At 57.7% G+C, this 15,561-nt stretch carries 17 protein-coding genes; all 17 read right to left on the bottom strand.

Annotated features, from left to right (window positions below):
- Positions 1 to 310 precede the first annotated feature (310 nt).
- Positions 311 to 1,447 (bottom strand): flagellar biosynthesis protein FlhB, encoded by a 1,137-nt coding sequence (gene flhB / locus ACN0XM_RS06545; protein WP_417566124.1) that lies wholly within the window; start codon positions 1,445 to 1,447, stop codon positions 311 to 313.
- Between the two features lie 197 nt (positions 1,448 to 1,644).
- The gene (gene fliR, locus ACN0XM_RS06550) at positions 1,645 to 2,430 is read right to left on the bottom strand and encodes a flagellar biosynthetic protein FliR (RefSeq protein WP_417566125.1); all 786 of its coding nucleotides are present in this window, start codon (positions 2,428 to 2,430) and stop codon (positions 1,645 to 1,647) included.
- A 3-nt stretch (positions 2,431 to 2,433) separates the two neighbouring features.
- Positions 2,434 to 2,703, bottom strand: a complete 270-nt coding sequence (gene fliQ / locus ACN0XM_RS06555) for a flagellar biosynthesis protein FliQ (protein WP_417566126.1) — start codon at positions 2,701 to 2,703, stop codon at positions 2,434 to 2,436.
- A 12-nt stretch (positions 2,704 to 2,715) separates the two neighbouring features.
- Entirely contained in the window at positions 2,716 to 3,507 is a 792-nt protein-coding gene (gene fliP / locus ACN0XM_RS06560) for a flagellar type III secretion system pore protein FliP (protein ID WP_417566127.1), read from the bottom strand.
- Positions 3,508 to 3,511: 4 nt separating this feature from the next.
- Entirely contained in the window at positions 3,512 to 3,961 is a 450-nt protein-coding gene (gene fliO / locus ACN0XM_RS06565; RefSeq protein WP_417566128.1) for a flagellar biosynthetic protein FliO, read from the bottom strand.
- Position 3,962: 1 nt separating this feature from the next.
- On the bottom strand, positions 3,963 to 4,451 hold the full coding sequence (gene fliN / locus ACN0XM_RS06570; RefSeq protein ID WP_417566129.1) for a flagellar motor switch protein FliN: 489 nt from the start codon (positions 4,449 to 4,451) through the stop codon (positions 3,963 to 3,965).
- A complete protein-coding gene (gene fliM / locus ACN0XM_RS06575) occupies positions 4,444 to 5,442 on the bottom strand; it encodes a flagellar motor switch protein FliM (RefSeq protein WP_417566130.1) in 999 nt (332 codons plus the stop codon). The genes fliN and fliM overlap by 8 nt, the downstream gene beginning before the upstream one ends.
- A 35-nt stretch (positions 5,443 to 5,477) precedes the next feature.
- Positions 5,478 to 5,987 carry a flagellar basal body-associated FliL family protein gene (locus ACN0XM_RS06580; RefSeq protein WP_417566131.1) on the bottom strand — a complete coding sequence of 170 codons (510 nt, stop codon included), beginning with the start codon at positions 5,985 to 5,987 and terminating at the stop codon, positions 5,478 to 5,480.
- A gap of 165 nt (positions 5,988 to 6,152) precedes the next feature.
- Entirely contained in the window at positions 6,153 to 7,355 is a 1,203-nt protein-coding gene (locus ACN0XM_RS06585; protein WP_417566132.1) for a flagellar hook-length control protein FliK, read from the bottom strand.
- A gap of 155 nt (positions 7,356 to 7,510) precedes the next feature.
- Positions 7,511 to 7,858: an Hpt domain-containing protein gene (locus tag ACN0XM_RS06590; protein ID WP_417566133.1), complete on the bottom strand. Its 348-nt coding sequence runs from the start codon at positions 7,856 to 7,858 to the stop codon at positions 7,511 to 7,513.
- 29 nt (positions 7,859 to 7,887) lie between these two features.
- Positions 7,888 to 9,651, bottom strand: a complete 1,764-nt coding sequence (locus ACN0XM_RS06595) for an ATP-binding SpoIIE family protein phosphatase (protein WP_417566134.1) — start codon at positions 9,649 to 9,651, stop codon at positions 7,888 to 7,890.
- A 24-nt stretch (positions 9,652 to 9,675) separates the two neighbouring features.
- Entirely contained in the window at positions 9,676 to 9,981 is a 306-nt protein-coding gene (locus ACN0XM_RS06600; RefSeq protein WP_417566135.1) for an STAS domain-containing protein, read from the bottom strand.
- Positions 9,982 to 10,103: 122 nt separating this feature from the next.
- Positions 10,104 to 10,547 carry a flagellar export protein FliJ gene (fliJ, locus tag ACN0XM_RS06605; RefSeq protein WP_417566136.1) on the bottom strand — a complete coding sequence of 148 codons (444 nt, stop codon included), beginning with the start codon at positions 10,545 to 10,547 and terminating at the stop codon, positions 10,104 to 10,106.
- A complete protein-coding gene (gene fliI, locus ACN0XM_RS06610) occupies positions 10,547 to 11,938 on the bottom strand; it encodes a flagellar protein export ATPase FliI (protein WP_417566137.1) in 1,392 nt (463 codons plus the stop codon). Before fliI ends, fliJ begins: the two co-directional genes overlap by 1 nt.
- Positions 11,919 to 12,812 carry a flagellar assembly protein FliH gene (locus tag ACN0XM_RS06615; RefSeq protein ID WP_417566138.1) on the bottom strand — a complete coding sequence of 298 codons (894 nt, stop codon included), beginning with the start codon at positions 12,810 to 12,812 and terminating at the stop codon, positions 11,919 to 11,921. Before ACN0XM_RS06615 ends, fliI begins: the two co-directional genes overlap by 20 nt.
- Complete coding sequence (gene fliG, locus ACN0XM_RS06620) at positions 12,812 to 13,855, bottom strand: flagellar motor switch protein FliG (protein WP_417566139.1); 1,044 nt, start codon at positions 13,853 to 13,855, stop codon at positions 12,812 to 12,814. The genes ACN0XM_RS06615 and fliG overlap by 1 nt, the downstream gene beginning before the upstream one ends.
- Complete coding sequence (fliF, locus tag ACN0XM_RS06625) at positions 13,848 to 15,548, bottom strand: flagellar basal-body MS-ring/collar protein FliF (RefSeq protein ID WP_417566140.1); 1,701 nt, start codon at positions 15,546 to 15,548, stop codon at positions 13,848 to 13,850. The genes fliG and fliF overlap by 8 nt, the downstream gene beginning before the upstream one ends.
- Between the last annotated feature and the right edge of the window lie 13 nt (positions 15,549 to 15,561).

The raw sequence follows: 15,561 nt of genomic DNA on the forward strand, positions 1-15,561 counted from the left end.
AAAAACCGCTACGAGCACGTCCATGTGCGCTTGTTTCCGGCCATCCATGGCCTCCAACATTTTTGGGAAGTAACCCCGCAAACCTCACCAACTTCACAGGAATCCTCCGGTTCCCCAGCGACACCTCTTCAGCGTTTTTTGAGCGATATCGATTGGCTTGAAAAGTGGTTGTGAGCGGCCTTTTCAGGACTGTCTGTGGCCATGGATGGCCACAGTCAAGCGCACATGGATGTGCTCGTAGCGTGTCCTGAAAAGGCCGCTCACAACCACGCTTACTCCCTAACAGGCAGGCTAATAAAAGAACGCAAACTCAAACATCGCGCCGCAAATCCGAAGGAATAGGCAAGTCAGGCATACCAGGCTTGGCCCCACGCCCCTTGCGGAACTGCCGCAACTGGAACACATAGGCAAGAACCTGCGCGATAGCCATATAAAGGCCATCGGGAATCTCCTCGCCGATGTCGGTGTTGTGATAAACCGCCCGGGTCAGCGGTGGCGTCCGCAAGATCTCGACTTTGTTCTCGCGGGCGATTTCCATGATCTTGAAGGCAATCTCATCGGCGCCCTTGGCCACCACCACCGGCGCGCCCATCGCCTGCTGATCGTATTTCAGGGCCACCGCATAATGGGTCGGGTTGGTAATAACCACGTCCGCCGTGGGTACGTCCTGCATCATGCGGCGCTGGGCCATTTCGCGCTGGAGTTGGCGAATCTTGCCCTTGACCTCCGGCTTGCCCTCGGTGTCCTTATACTCGTCCTTCACTTCCTGCATGGTCATCCGGAGCTTTTTCTGATGATCAAAGATCTGGAACGGCACGTCGATCATCGCGATGATGATGGTGGCGCATGACAGCGCGAAAAAGCTCCAGCCAAGGGTCCAGAGTACGTGCTCCATCGCTGGTACCGCCGGTTCTTCAGCGATGCTGAGCAGATCTTCGGTGCGAAGATTAAGGATGAGTATGGCCACGGCCATGACGAGACCGACTTTGGCGATGGCTTTGACCAGTTCGATCAATGAGCGCATGGAAAACATCCGGCCAAGGCCCTTGATGGGGTCCATGCGGTTGAGTTTGGGGGCGATGGCTTTGCCGCTGATCAACAATCCACCGATGCCGATGGAGCCGAATACGGCGGCGATCAGAAGCATAACCAGGATGGGCGCGAGTGCCCAGGCGGCTTCCTTGGCGGAGGCCAACAGTTGGAGGCTCATGTGCCGGGTGTCGTAGATGGCGGAGCGTTCGATAACGAAGCTGTCGCGCATGATGGCTTCCAGCGATGCCCCCAGACTGCCGCCAAACATGAGCAGGCCGCCGGCGCCGGCCAGGAGCACGGCCATGGTGGCCAGCTCTTTTGAACGGGCAGTCTGGCCCTCCTCCCGGGCTTTTTCTAACCGTCGGGGGGTGGCCTCTTCCGTTTTTTCCTGACTGTTGTCGTTTTCATCGGCCATTCTTTGGATCCGGCTTTGGCTTTGGCGGTGCCGGCCGGGAGGAACCGCTTCCCAAAACACGCTCCTTGCGGCACATCCCTGTGGCGCTTGAGCTCCGCCATCCATGGCTCCGCACAGTTTTGGGAAGCGGTTCCTCCCGGCCTCATCAAACTTTCGAGATAGATTCCCGTGATATTTCCGTCTTCATTCGAGCGAAATTAGGGCTGCCCCTGGAGCCCCCGCATGAAATCAAACGTCTCTCTCGTGTACTGATCGAAGTGCGGCAGGAAATTGGCGTGCAGCACCCATATGGCAAACAATCCAAAAATCAGGCCAATCGGGAAACCCAGGGCGAAGATGTTCATCTGGGGCGCAGCACGGGTCATGACACCGAAGGAGATGTTGACGATCAGCACGGCAGTGACGGCCGGTAGTGCCAGCAGCATAGCGGAAGCGAACATCCAGCTGATGCGATGGGCCAGTTCCCAGACACCGGTTTGCCCCAGGCCTTCCATGCCGATAGGCAGGGTTTGGAAGCTTTCGATGAAGACTTCGAAGGCAACCAGGTGTCCATTCATGGCCAGGAACAACAGGGTGATGGTGATGGTGTAAATCTGGGCCAGAACAGGCACGTTAACGCCGTTGGCGGGGTCAACCATGGAGGCGAAGCCGAGACCCATTTGCATGGCGATCATCTGGCCGGCAACAACGAAGAGTTGCCACAAGGCCGTCAATGCGAAGCCCATACCAACGCCAATCAGGATCTGTTGCAGAGTGATCACCACAGCGTCCGCACTGAGAGCCTCTACCTGGGGAACCGGCGGGATCATGGGCACAATGAGGATGGTCATCAGCAGGGCCAGGCCCAGGCGCACCCGGGCGGGGACCAGCTGGGTGCCGAAGATGGGGACCACCATCAGAAAACTGGCCAGGCGGAACAGGGGCCAGAGGTGTTGGCCTACCCATTGGCCGATCAGGTCCGCGCTGATGTCTGCCGGTGTCATCCGTCAACCAATCAGGTAGGGAATGTTGGCGAACAGGCGGTTGGCATGATCGAGGAGCTGGGTCAGCATCCAGGGGCCCGCGACGATAATCACAATCAGTGTAATCAGCAGGCGCGGCAGGAAACTCAGGGTCTGCTCGTTGATCTGGGTGGCCGCCTGGAAGGTGCTGACAACCAGGCCGATGACCAGACCCGGTACGATGATGACGGACGCCAGCAGGACGATCAACCAGAGTGCTTCGCGCAGGATGTCGATAACCGTTTCCGGAGTCATAAGCCCCTTCCCCTATATTCCGTAACTGGCAGCCAGGGTGCCCATGATCAGGGCCCAGCCGTCCACCAGAACAAACAGCATGATCTTGAATGGCAAGGAGATAATGATGGGCGACAGCATCATCATACCCATGGCCATCAGAACACTGGCCACCACCATGTCGATAATCAGGAACGGGATGAACAGGATGAACCCGATCTGGAATGCGGTCTTGAGCTCACTGGTGACAAACGACGGCATCAGTATCCAGAAGGAGACGTCCTGAGGGGTGTCGTACTGGACGTCGGCAATCCGCATGAACAGGGCCAGGTCGTCTTCCCGGGTTTGTTCGAGCATGAATTTTTTGAAGGGCTGGCTAGCCAGTTCAACCGCTTCAAGGGAGGTCACTTCTTCCTGCAGATAAGGCTGCAACCCCACCTGGTTGGCTTCTTCCAGAACCGGCTTCATGATAAAGATGCTCAGAAACAGGGCCAGGCCCAGCAAGATCTGATTCGATGGTGTGGACTGCAGGCCAATGGCCTGACGGAGGATGGCAAACACGACGATGATTCGAGTGAAAGAGGTCATCATCATGAGCATGGCCGGCAGGAAGGTAAGCGCGGTCATCAGCGCCAGTATCTGCAGGGTCACCGAATACTCCTGTGCGCCCTCGCCCTGCCCCGGGGTCACAGTAAACGCTGGAATGCCGGGAATACCGGTTGATTCCTGAGCCAGAGCCAGTGGCGCCCAGGCCAGGCCGGCGAGCACAACCAGAGCCGGAATCAGTCGCTTGATAATGGCAGGCTTGAGAGTAACGGCAAGCATGGGCCTAATCATTCCTTGTCGGGGAGGTCCAGGATTTGCCGATCATGCTTTGCAGACGGCGGGCAAAGTCACCGGAATTGGCATTGCCGGCCTCGACAACGGGTTCGTCAAAGACGTGCAGGGTTCTTATGGCCGAGGGGGTAATCCCCAGCAGGATCTGCTGGCCGCCGACCTCAATCAGTGCGATACGCTCCCGTGTTCCGATAGCCATGACCGAGACCACCTTGATGGCGTTGTTGTTCATGCCGGTCATGCCGTTCATCCGGCGGATGATCCAGGCGCAGCCATAAATCACCGCAATCACGGCGACAAGGCCAAGACCAAGGCTGACAATGGTACCAAGGGTATCCGGCGACCGAACCGGGGAAGCCGGAGCTGTGGTGCTGGCCGTTTCCTGAGCCAGGACGGGAATCGCCAGCACCAACAATGAGAGGCCCGGGAGCTTTGACCACATATTACTTCTGCAACCGTTTGATTCGTTCACCCGGGCTGATCACGTCAGTCAGGCGAATGCCGAACTTTTCGTTCACCATAACAACCTCCCCGTGCGCAATCAGAGTGCCATTTACCAGGACATCCAGCGGTTCACCGGCCAGCCGGTCCAGTTCGATCACCGAGCCCTGGTTCAGCTGAAGCAGGTTGCGTATCGGAATCTGGGTATTGCCTACTTCCATTGATATGGTGACCGGAATATCCAGGATAACGTCGATATCCGGTGACAGGTCATCGCCCAGGGCGGGCTGGGCTCCCGTCTCGAATTCCTCCATGGGGGCGGTCTGAACGCCATTGCCCGCTTCCTCGGACTCACCGGCCTCGGCCATGGCGGCAGACCATTCGTCCTCACGACCGCCTTCATCGCCGGACTCTTCCATGGCTGCTTCCCACTCGGCAGCCAGCTTTTCGTCTTCGCTGAGCTCCTGCTCGTTCTTCTTGTCGTCAGCCATTGCGTCCCACCTTCAGTTGTTTCTTTACTTTGGGCCGCGTGGCCCGTTCGTGAATTCTCAGTGCCAGTTTTCCGTCACGAGTACCCATCGTAGCTTTGTAGATGGGAATGCCGTTGGCGGTAACGGTCAGGTGTTCCGGCATCTCCACCGGGATGATGTCTCCGGCCTTCATTCTTGCGATATCCCGCAACGAAATCCGCCGGCGACAGACCGTTGTGTTGATCGGCACGCTAACCTCCTTGATGTCTTCCTGGAGCGCGTTAACCCAACGCTCATCAACATCATCGATATCACTCTGTACCCCGGCATCCAGAACGTCGCGGATTGGCTCTATCATGGAATAGGGCAAGGCGAAGTGGAGCTCACCTCCACCACCGTCCAGTTCAATATGGAATGTGCTGACTACCACCACTTCGCTGGGGCTGACGATGTTGGCCATAGCCGGGTTTACTTCCGAACTGAGGTACTCGAAATCGACCTTGAGCACCGCATGCCAGGCCTCTTTCATATCCTGAAAAACCTGGTTCAGAACCATCTGCACGATGCGGGTCTCGGTCGGGGTGAATTCCCGGCCTTCGATCTTGGCATGGCGCCCTTCCCCACCGAAGAAATTGTCCACCAGCTTGAACACCAGCTTGGCGTCCAGCACGAACAGGGAGGTGCCGCGCAGCGGGCGCACCTTGCACAGGTTAAGGCTGGTCGGCACATACAACGTGTGGATGTACTCACCGAATTTCATGATCTTGACGCCGCCGGTGGAAACGTCGGCATTGCGGCGCATGAGATTGAAAAGACTGATTCGGGTATAGCGTGCAAACCGCTCATTGATCATTTCCAGGGTCGGCATGCGACCACGGACAATTCGGTCCTGACTGGAGAGGTCGTAGGACTTTATGCCGGTATCATCGGTCTCTTCGTAGGTATCAATGTCACCATCATCCACCCCGTGGAGGAGGGCATCGATCTCATCCTGTGACAACAAGTCCTGCATACTTAATCCTGCCCTTGATAGGCTTCGGCCGTACCCTATTGCACGACAAAATTTCTGAATAACACCCGTTTGACGGCCGGTTCACCTTCCTGCTCCAGCACCTGGTTCACGGTCATCAGCATTCGCTCGGCCAGACCGCGGCGCCCTTCGGGCGTCTGCAGATCATTGAACTGACTGTTACCAAGAACCATGACCAGCTGGCTGCGAATCAGTGGCAAGTGCAGTTGTGCCGCCGACAGAGCCTGAGGGTCGGTCGCTTCCAGCGCCAGAAAGACCTGAGCATAACGCTGGCGCCCCTGGGCCTGCACCGTTGTAACCAGAGCCTTATCGATCAGCACGTAGGTGCTGGGAGCAAAACTTTCTTCTGCTGCTTCGACTGTTTCCCCATCGTCTTCGCCCATTCCGGGCAAACCACCGCCAAGAAACCACAGGGTGCCCACAACGGACAGTACAATCGCCAGAATAACGACCACCATCAGCATGATGATCAGCTTCAGTTTGCCTTTTTTGGCGGGAGCCGTTTCAGACGCGTTATTTTCAGCCATAGTGATCGCTTTGCCAGAAATCCGTCAGAGGGAGCGTTTTTCCGTGACTTTCTCAGAGTGGATGCAAAGGCTGGGCCAGAAACCCCACCCTTCCCGTTCAGAACAGCAGTTTAGCGTTGCCGGGAAGGATGGGCAAAAGAGATTGGAAGAGAATTTCGGCAGCCGTCAGGCGAAGATGTCCACTTCGCCTTTCCAGCTGAGATCAAGGTTACCGGAGTTCAGGCTGTCGTCATCCTGGCCGGAGTCGGCAAGTGGCGATGCCGTGGTTGTACCGGAGCCATGGCTTTCGTCCGCTCCCTGATCACCAGTCTGCTGCTGGGGCGAATCAGATACATCAAACCCGGCCAGAGACAGGCCCTGCTCTCCCAGCATATCCCGCAGCCGGTGGGAATGCAGTTCCAGCTGGTCCCGCACCACAGGGTTGGCAGAGTGAACGATGATATTCGCCTGCTCATTCTGAACCCGAACCTTGACCTCCATCGGCCCCATATCGGGCGGAGTCAGGTGAATTTCCGCCACCGACATGTTCCGGGCCGTCAGCCAACTGAGTTTACCAACCAGTTTGTCACCCCACTCGGCGTGGCCAACCGGCACATCAATAGAGGTGGCATAACCTTTCAACGGGCCCGCCAGTGAGCCTGCTGTCTCGGCAGCCAGTTTTGCCGCATTGGTGCCGCTTGCCCCCTGCTGAGACACCAGGTCCAGGGCTGACTGGAAACGACCGGAGGAAAGCACTGTACCCGAATCCGCGTTCCGGCCAAGGTCCGTGAGCGCCGCAGCTTTCATGGCTTCCGTAACCGTTACATCCGATGTGACACCGGCAGGAGTCTTAGCTTGCTGACCCGGAGCATTCGACAACAGCCCGCTGAACAACCCGTTGCCTGGGGTCAACTGGCCCGGCACTCCGGCCGATACATCGGAGGGGGTTTGGGGGGCAGCTGCAAACCGGCCGACCTCGCCCGAACTAGCAGATTTAGGGCTTAGCCAGGCCTGCAACTCGGCAAAGGTAAGTGGCAGTGCGGTAGCGTCCAGGTCTGTTCCCTCATCGGCGACCTTGGCCTCGGTGGGCTTTGAACCCGCTGCTTCAGAGGACCCGGCGGCCTTCTCGTCACCTTTCCTGACGATGTCTTTGTCGCCGGGGGTCTCACGCTGGCCGACGTCAGATTGGGCTGACTGCGGCTCATCAGTGGAATTTTCCTTGTCGTTTCGCTCCGCTTTCTGGCGGTCCAGACGTTTTTGCTCAGCCTGTGAAACTGACTCATAATCGCGCTTTCTGTCAGTCGTATCACCACTGCTGGTGGATCTGGACGAACCAGATTCCTTCTGAATCCCGGGCGCGGGAGTTTGGGGAAGAACCATTTGGGCCATGGCAACCTCTTGCCGCTTTTGTCATGTTGGCGCCCTCACCTTGCCGGACTCTGGCCAATGCAGGGGCGATTTATCCACTATTACAAAAGGCTTTGCAAATGCGGTGCCAGAGCAGTCTTGTTTAATAAAGCCGAGGTTGATAAAGCGGGCACCCATTAACGTTCCAGCAGACCCTCCAGCCGTTCGGCTACCTGATGAAACTCGACATCAATGGCATCCAGCAATGCCGGGGCTTCTTTTAGACGAGAATCTTTTCCGGCCTTTTCAGCATTCCGGCTAAGTTCACCGAGCCGGGGAGCGCCAATATTGATACAGCTGCCCTTGAAACTATGTGCGGCTTTCGCGAAGGCATCACTGTCATTTGCCTCCAGCGCTTCTCGCAAACTCCGGATCCTGTCCCGGGAATCCGCAAGATAGGTCTGTATCAGAACTTCAAATTCGTCTTCCATGACGTCCCGAAGCTCAGCCAGTGCTTCCTCGTCAAGGTGTGGCTTATCATTCATGACCAACCCCCTGGTGCGTTTGATGACATTTAACGGCCCAAATCTCTCTGGTTTACAGCGGCGCCGCTGAAATGCCAGTCATAAACAATTTCAACATGATTGCCCTTCTCACGAAACCTGACTGATTCAGAGAGACGCTTCAGCAACGACAGACCCCGCCCGGCAAATTGCTTAGTACCGCCCGGAAGAACTCCGGATATGGCACCCGGATGGTTTCGGAAATCAAATCCCTGACCGCTGTCCTCACATACGACACGCAGCCGGCCACCATCCGGTTTCAGGGAATGATGAAGAGTGAAGCGAATGTAATGGCCTTCAACTTTTCCCAGCCGTCGCTTTCGCTCCAGATAATAACGGCCAAATCCTTCCGGTGAGTGCTTCCACTCCGACGGCAGTTCCAGCACTCCATGTTCAAGCGCATTGTTGTAAAGCTCAGCCAGCAAGGCATAGACCTCACCGCTTCTCCGACGAAGACCAGGAACCTCCATGCAGATATGTAGAAGCAACGGTAGCGGACTGAATTCCGCGAGTGTCTGCTCCCGAATCTCATAGCTGCAATGCCACTCCGCAGGACCGGCAAGCGCGGAAGGCACTGCCCGATCCGGCAAAGCGGAAAAGCCCGCCTGGTCGCTCATTTCCAGGCAACAGAGCGTCAGATCGTCACCATCTTTAAAGCCACCGGTAAACCGGTGTACTGCAGACATCATGGAATCAAACGGGTGCTCATTGTGATCAAGATGTGTCAGAGCATCAACCACACCCTGCTCGCCAAATACATTGCCGGCCCTGTCCGCGGATTCCAGAAATCCGTCGGTCATCATCATCAGGCGGTCGCCCGGCCCGGTGCCAAGCCTCTCGAATTCCGCATTGAACTGGCCAGGCGCAAGAATACCGAGGGGCAGGTGCTGCGACGGCAGCACCTGCCGGTCGCCAGAAGAGCGTATTAGCCAGCCGTCCGGCAAACCGCCATTCCAGACCTGAACCTGGTTGAGCTTGAAATCCGCCTCAATCATGGCGCCGCAACAAAACATGCCGGTGGGAAGAATTCGCTTGAGTTTCTGATTGATCTCCCGCAATACATCCTGACCGTTAAAGCCTTTGCTGGCCATTCCGTAAAAAATTTCTGCAACAGGCATGGCGCCAATGGCTGCCGGCAATCCATGGCCGGTAAAGTCGCCCATGAAAATGAGCATGCCACCAGCCGGTCTCGGAGATGCAAACAATACGTCACCATTAAAAATCGATTGCGGCGACGCATGATAGCGAATATTGCTTGCGTCCAGGCAACCGGAATGAGCAACGTTATCGAAAACCCGCTTGGCAATTTCCTGCTCTTCGGTCAATTGCCGGTGCCGCTCACGGATCAGATCCCGCTGGTCAGACAGAGCCTGGTGCATCAGCCGCATCCGGTTGAACGCGTTGATCTTCGCTTCAATGATAATTCGGTTATAAGGTTTTCCCAGGAAGTCATCGCCGCCAGCCTCCAGACACCGGGCCAGCGCGCCGGCCTCGGACAACGACGTCAGGAAGATCAGTGGAACCAGCCGTTCGCCGGCCAGGGCTTTGATCTGCCGGGCCGCCTCCATGCCATCCATCAGCGGCATCAACGCATCCAGCAGAACAAGATCCGGCTGTTCCTGCTGGAACAAGGCGACGGCATCGAGGCCATTCGATGCATCCAGCACTTCGTGGCCCAGGCGCTTTAAAAGGGTTTTAAGGATGAGGCGATCGCTGTCCGAATCATCGGCGATCAGAATTCTGAGTGGGCTGTCTTCTCCAACGGCATCATCCATGAGAGCTCCGGCAATTCGCACGCATCAGCGAATATTGAACAGTTGCTCGAAGTTGGAAATGGAGAGGATTCGCCGGACGTCGTTATTGCAGTTCTCAATCACAATGCGAGCGCTATCGCCGCCGGCATAATCCCTGAGCAACAACAACATGCCCAGCGCCGAGCTATCCAGGTAGGTTGTATCCGACAGGTCTACGATATAACCCCGAATATCCGGGTCGCCATGCTCGTAGGCATCCCGAAAGGCCTGGTGCGTGCTGAAGTCAAAGCGCCCTTCAATCCTGATAACAAGGGTCTTACCGTCATCATCGCGGCGCGTCTGAATCGGCATTCCGAAACCTCCAAAGGCGTCAATAGCAGCATCAAACCGGAACTACCCTCCGGCTATTCCTGGGTTAAGAATAGCTGAGTGACCTGAAATTGCATCTGCATTCGTTTGATGCAGGACAACATTTAGCGCCGCCGGCGGTTAAAGGCACGGCCTGCGGCCTCATCCGAGAGCTTCTGTTCACGAAGGTCCTGCTCTCTGCGTTCCTGTTGACGGCAGGTGTCTATGTATTTTCCCATGCCACGACGCCGCTCCCAGGCTTGCTGCCATTCCTGCTTGCGCACCTCGAACACTTTCTCCGCCTGGTCCAGCTGCGTCTGCTGCTGCCGGATCACTTGGTCAAGTTGCGCGATGAAAGCCTGCCAGGCCTGCAGACGGGATACCTGAACCACCCCTTGCTGACTGTTCCGGATCTGCTGGCGGTACTCCTCCTGGTAACGGTTCAGGTTTTCTACCTGTTGGCGCTGCTGGTCAACCAGTTTGCGGGCGTCGCCCATCCGCTCCAGGGCTTCCCGCTCTTTGCGCTCCTCAAGGGCGAGAACCACTGCCAGACGCTGTGACCTCAGCATCAGCCATCACCCGCACTGCTGGCGGGATTCGGTACGGCAGTTTTGCGCCGCTCGGGAGATCGGCGCTCAGGCACAACCGCCAGCAACTGTTCGACACTGTCTTTCAGCGATGCCCTTTCATTAAGCCCCTGTTGCAGAAACTGGCGCATATTGCCGATGTGGGTAATGGCAAAATCGGTTTCCGGATCGGACCCTTTCACGTAGGCACCAACGGATATCAGGTCCCTGGCCTGCTGATAGCGAGAGTACACCTGCTTGAACCGCTGGGCCCGGGCAAAATGTTCGGTGTCCGTGACCTGGGGCATTACTCGGCTGATAGAGGCTTCCACATCGATTGCCGGATAATGCCCTTCTTCCGCCAGCCGGCGGGACAAGACAATATGGCCATCGAGAATGGCACGGGCGGCATCGGCGATCGGATCCTGCTGGTCGTCGCCTTCGGTCAGAACGGTATAGAACGCGGTGATGGACCCACCACCAGGGCGGCCATTGCCAGTTCGTTCAACCAGCTGGGGTAATTTGGCAAACACGGATGGGGGGTAACCCTTGGTCGCTGGGGGCTCACCAACAGCCAGGGCAATCTCCCGCTGGGCCTGGGCATAGCGGGTCAGGGAATCCATCAGCAGGAGTACACGCTTGCCCTGATCCCGGTAATACTCGGCAATCCGGGTGGTCAGCATGGCGGCGCGCAGGCGCATCAGCGGTGAATCGTCCGCCGGTGAGGCCACCACCACGGATCGTGAAAGTCCTTCCTCGCCAAGGATGTCCTCAATGAACTCCTTGACCTCTCGGCCCCGCTCGCCAATCAGGCCGACCACGGTAATATCGGCATCAGTAAACCGGGTCATCATGCCCAGCAGCATACTCTTACCCACGCCACTGCCAGCAAACAGACCCAGGCGCTGGCCCTGGCCAACGGTCATCAAGGCATTAATCGCCCGAATGCCGACATCCATGGACTGGCGCACTGGCGCACGGTTCAGGGGGTTGATGATATCGCCGCTCAGCGGCACCCGGGCTTCCGCCTGCAAGGATCCCTTTCCGTCAAGGGGCTCACCACTGCCATCGACCACCCGACCCAACAGTTGCGGGCCTACCGGAACGCGGCTCGCCGCCGACAGGGGCACCACCCTTGCCCCCGGTTGGAGGCCTTCAATGGCGGTGAGGGGCATCAGGTAAACCCTGTCATCTTCAAATCCCACGACTTCGGCTTCAACATTGCCGGTGCCCTGGCCAAAAATCACGCACCGGTCCCCCACCACCATGGGACAGCCAACGCATTCGAGGGTCAGACCGACCATGCGGGTCAGCCGACCGGATAACTCGGGTTCGGGCTCATTGCCCAGAAAACCCTTGAAGCGGTTCAGGCGGTCAGCGAGGCTCGAGGTCATCGCCGTCACCCTCATTCTGATCCGGCTTCGGGTCTTCCCCGGAATTCTCCGGCTCCTGCGAATCCAGGACATCTCGATGGAAACCGGTCAGATCTTCCATCAGCAAATCCAGCTCTTCGGTTTCTCCGCTGTCACTCTCGCTCATCTGCTGGTCCAGCATGCTCTGAACAGCTCGCTGAAAGCGCTTCTCCACCGTGAAATCAACCAGGCTGTGCCGGGTTTCAACCTTGCAGCCACCGGGCAGGATGTTGTCGTCTTCAATCACCGAAGCGGTCGTTTCGAGGCGTACAGCAACTTCCCGGACCATTTCGCAATCTTCCGGATGAATATGGATGCGGACGTTTTCGGCTGTCGACGGGAGGACCTCCAGTGCCCGGCGAACCACATGCCGAATCTGAGAAGAATCGATGGTAAGTTCCCGGTAGACCACCGCCCGGGCCAGCACCGTGGTGAGATTGACCAGGGCCGTTTCCAGTTCGCCCTCGTGTCGACGAATGGGCAGCAGCAACTCGCCCAGCAGGTGCTCGAGCCGGTCAAGTTTGGTATCAATTTCCTTTCGGGTATCGTCGTAGCCCCTACTCTTGCCCTGTTCACGGCCTTCCGCCAGCCCGGTTTCCACGCCTTCCTGGTGCCCCTGATCGCGCCCTTCCGCGAGCCCGGCCTGGTAGCCCTGCTCCCGACCCTCGTTGTAGCCATCGTCCCGCGCAGCCTGGCGGATCTCGTCGATGTCCGCCGCCGTTAGAGGTTTGACGTCTCTCTCCTCTTCCCTGGCCACTTCGTTGCCACGCGCATCCAGCAAAGGCAGCTCCCAGCGCTCATAGGCTGTCAGCTGCTCTTTCGGAATCCGGTTGAGGTCGCGGATGGAATCTTTCATCACATCATTTCTTCGCCAGCGCCGCCGAGGGAGATTTCACCGGCTTCAGCCATCCGACGTGCGATGGTGATGATGTCTTTCTGTGCGGACTCCACTTCGCTGACCTTGACCGGTCCCTTGGCTTCCAGGTCATCCTGAAGCAGTTCCGCAGCGCGCTTGGACATGTTCTTGAAGATCTTCTCCTGCACCTGGTCATCCGCACCCTTGAGCGCCACCACCAGAACCTCCGAGGACACTTCCCGCAGCAGTGCCTGGATACCGCGGTCGTCGACCTCTTTAAGGTTGTCGAACACAAACATGAGGTCTTCGATGGTGCTGGCAAGATCCGGATCCATATCCTTGATGGAATCCATCAGATTGCCTTCAATGCTCCGATCCATGAAGTTCATGATATCCGCCGCCCGCTTCACACCGCCGATCCGGCTGGTCTGGGACGCGGCGCCACCGGAGAACTGCTTCTCCAGAATATCGTTCAGTTCCTGCAGGGCCTGGGGCTGGATACTCTCCAGCGATGCCACCCGCATCATCACATCGAGGCGGACTTTTTCATCAAGGGTGCCAAGAATCTCTGCGGCCTGGTCCGGATCCAGGTAGGAAATAACAATGGCCTGGATCTGGGGATGCTCGTAACGAATGATGTCACCCACGGCCCGGGGCTCCATCCATTTGAGGGTATCCAGCCCCGTGGTGTTGCCACCAATCAGAATCCGGTCAATCAGGCTGGCGGCTTTATCGTCGCCCAGGGCCTGGGTCAGCATTGCCCGGATGTAGTCGTCATTGCCGACGCCAAGACCGGTCTGACCACCCACGGCATCGACAAACTGGTTCAGTACAAAGGTCACATCATCCTTGCTGACGTCTTTCATCTGCGCCATGGCAACGCCCACACGCTGAACCTCTTTGGGCCCCATGTGCTTGAGAACCTCTGCGGCATCAGTCTCGCCCAGGGACATCAGCAAAATGGCAGCCTGCTCAACCCTGGGAATTTTCCGCTGGAGTTTCTGCGGTGCGTTGGCATTCTGCTGATTGGCTTGTTCAGTCATCGACATTCACCCACTGGCGCATCACCTGTGCGACCCTCGCCGGGTCTTCCGCGATTAGGCCTTTCAGTGCATTCAGTTGCCTATCATAACTGTCTGTCGCGCCGGGCAAAAGCAGCTCATCCTGGGACGACATGGCCTGGCGCAGTTCATCACCACCCTCAATCTGGTCCAGACCGCCGTAACCGCCGTCACCGGAATCCATGCCCCGCCCCCGATGACCACCACCAGAAAGGCTCTTGAGAGTGGGACGCAAAAGACCAAGCACCAGAACCAGAATAACCAGCCCGGCCAGAACCTGTTTCATCAGGTCCCAAAACCAGGGCTGTTCCCAGAATACGGGAGCCTCGAATTCAACGGCTTCTTTCGGTGCGAAGGCAGTGTTCATTACGGTAACGCTGTCGCCCCTTGCCGCTGAATAACCAACGGCATCCCGCACCAACATGCTCAGGCGCTGCAGTTCCTGTTCCGGCCAGGGCTCATAGCTGACCTCGCCGGTCTGGGGATCGACCACCCTCATGTCGTCCACGGCAAGCGCTACGGTAATTCGTTTGATCCGGCCGAGCTCCTGGCGCACGTAGCTGACCGTGCGGTCCATTTCATAATTCCTCGTCGACTCGCGACGGACATTCACCGGCTGGGGCGCACCACCTTCGCCATTACCACCAGCTGCCTGCTCTGGCACTGTCGCATCTGCCGGCGGCTGGTTGGCCAACGCGCCGGGGATCCCGCCGGGAGCCCCAGCGCTACGCTGCTCGGTAAGCTCACGCTCACTCCGCACGGCTTGCTGCTCTGGATTGAACAGTTCTTCCGCTTGCTCAACGGAGGAGAAATCAAGATCCGCGGAGACCTCGGCCCGGTATCGGCCATCGCCTACAATCGGCGATATCAGGGAAGCGACACTGCGCGCCAGTCGGTCTTCAACCCTGGAAGTGTAGTCGTACTGATCCCCCATCCTGTCGGCATTACCCTTGCTCTCCCTTCCGGTGAGCAGGTTGCCGTTCTGATCCACGACAGTTACTCCGTCCTTGTTCATCATCGGAATGCTGCCAGCAACCAGGTTCACGATCGCGCTGATCTGTTCCTGCTCTGGCCGACCGCCGGCGAAAACCTCAAGAAACACAGACGCAGACGGCTCCCGGGCATCACGGACGAAAACCGAACGTTCGGGAATGGCCAGGTGTACCCGGGCATTGCGCACACCTCGCATGCTGGAAATGGTGCGTGCGAGCTCACCCTCAAGGCCTCTGCGGTAGCTGATGGTCTCCATGAACTGTGAGGTACCCAGTCCGCGCTCCTGGTCGAGCAATTCATAGCCCATGGTTTTGCGGTCCGTTACCCCCTCGGCTGCCAGCTTCAGTCGCGCGTTGTAGACCTGGTCCGACGGCACCAGCAATGCGCCGGTTCGGGGGTCCATCTTGTACTCGATGCCATTGCTTTCGAGGATGGAGGTAACGTCCTGCGGGTTGTAGGAAGACAGATCCCCCACCACAGGCTGGTAATTGGGCTCCTGGGCCCAAAGCACCACAGCAAGCCCCAGTGCCACACTGGCAGCAAGACCAACCATCAGGCCAATCTGGCGCAACAAATTCAGTCGGTTAAACCCCAGGAACAGATCGCTCTGGCTCTCAGGCGCATCACCATCCCGGGCTGCCGGAACATTAGAGGCGTTGGTTTGTGCAGGTACGCTGGCCATGACTCTGCTCCGT

The organism is Marinobacter sp. (assembly GCF_048269445.1).
In the GTDB taxonomy this organism is placed as follows: Bacteria; Pseudomonadota; Gammaproteobacteria; order Pseudomonadales; family Oleiphilaceae; genus Marinobacter.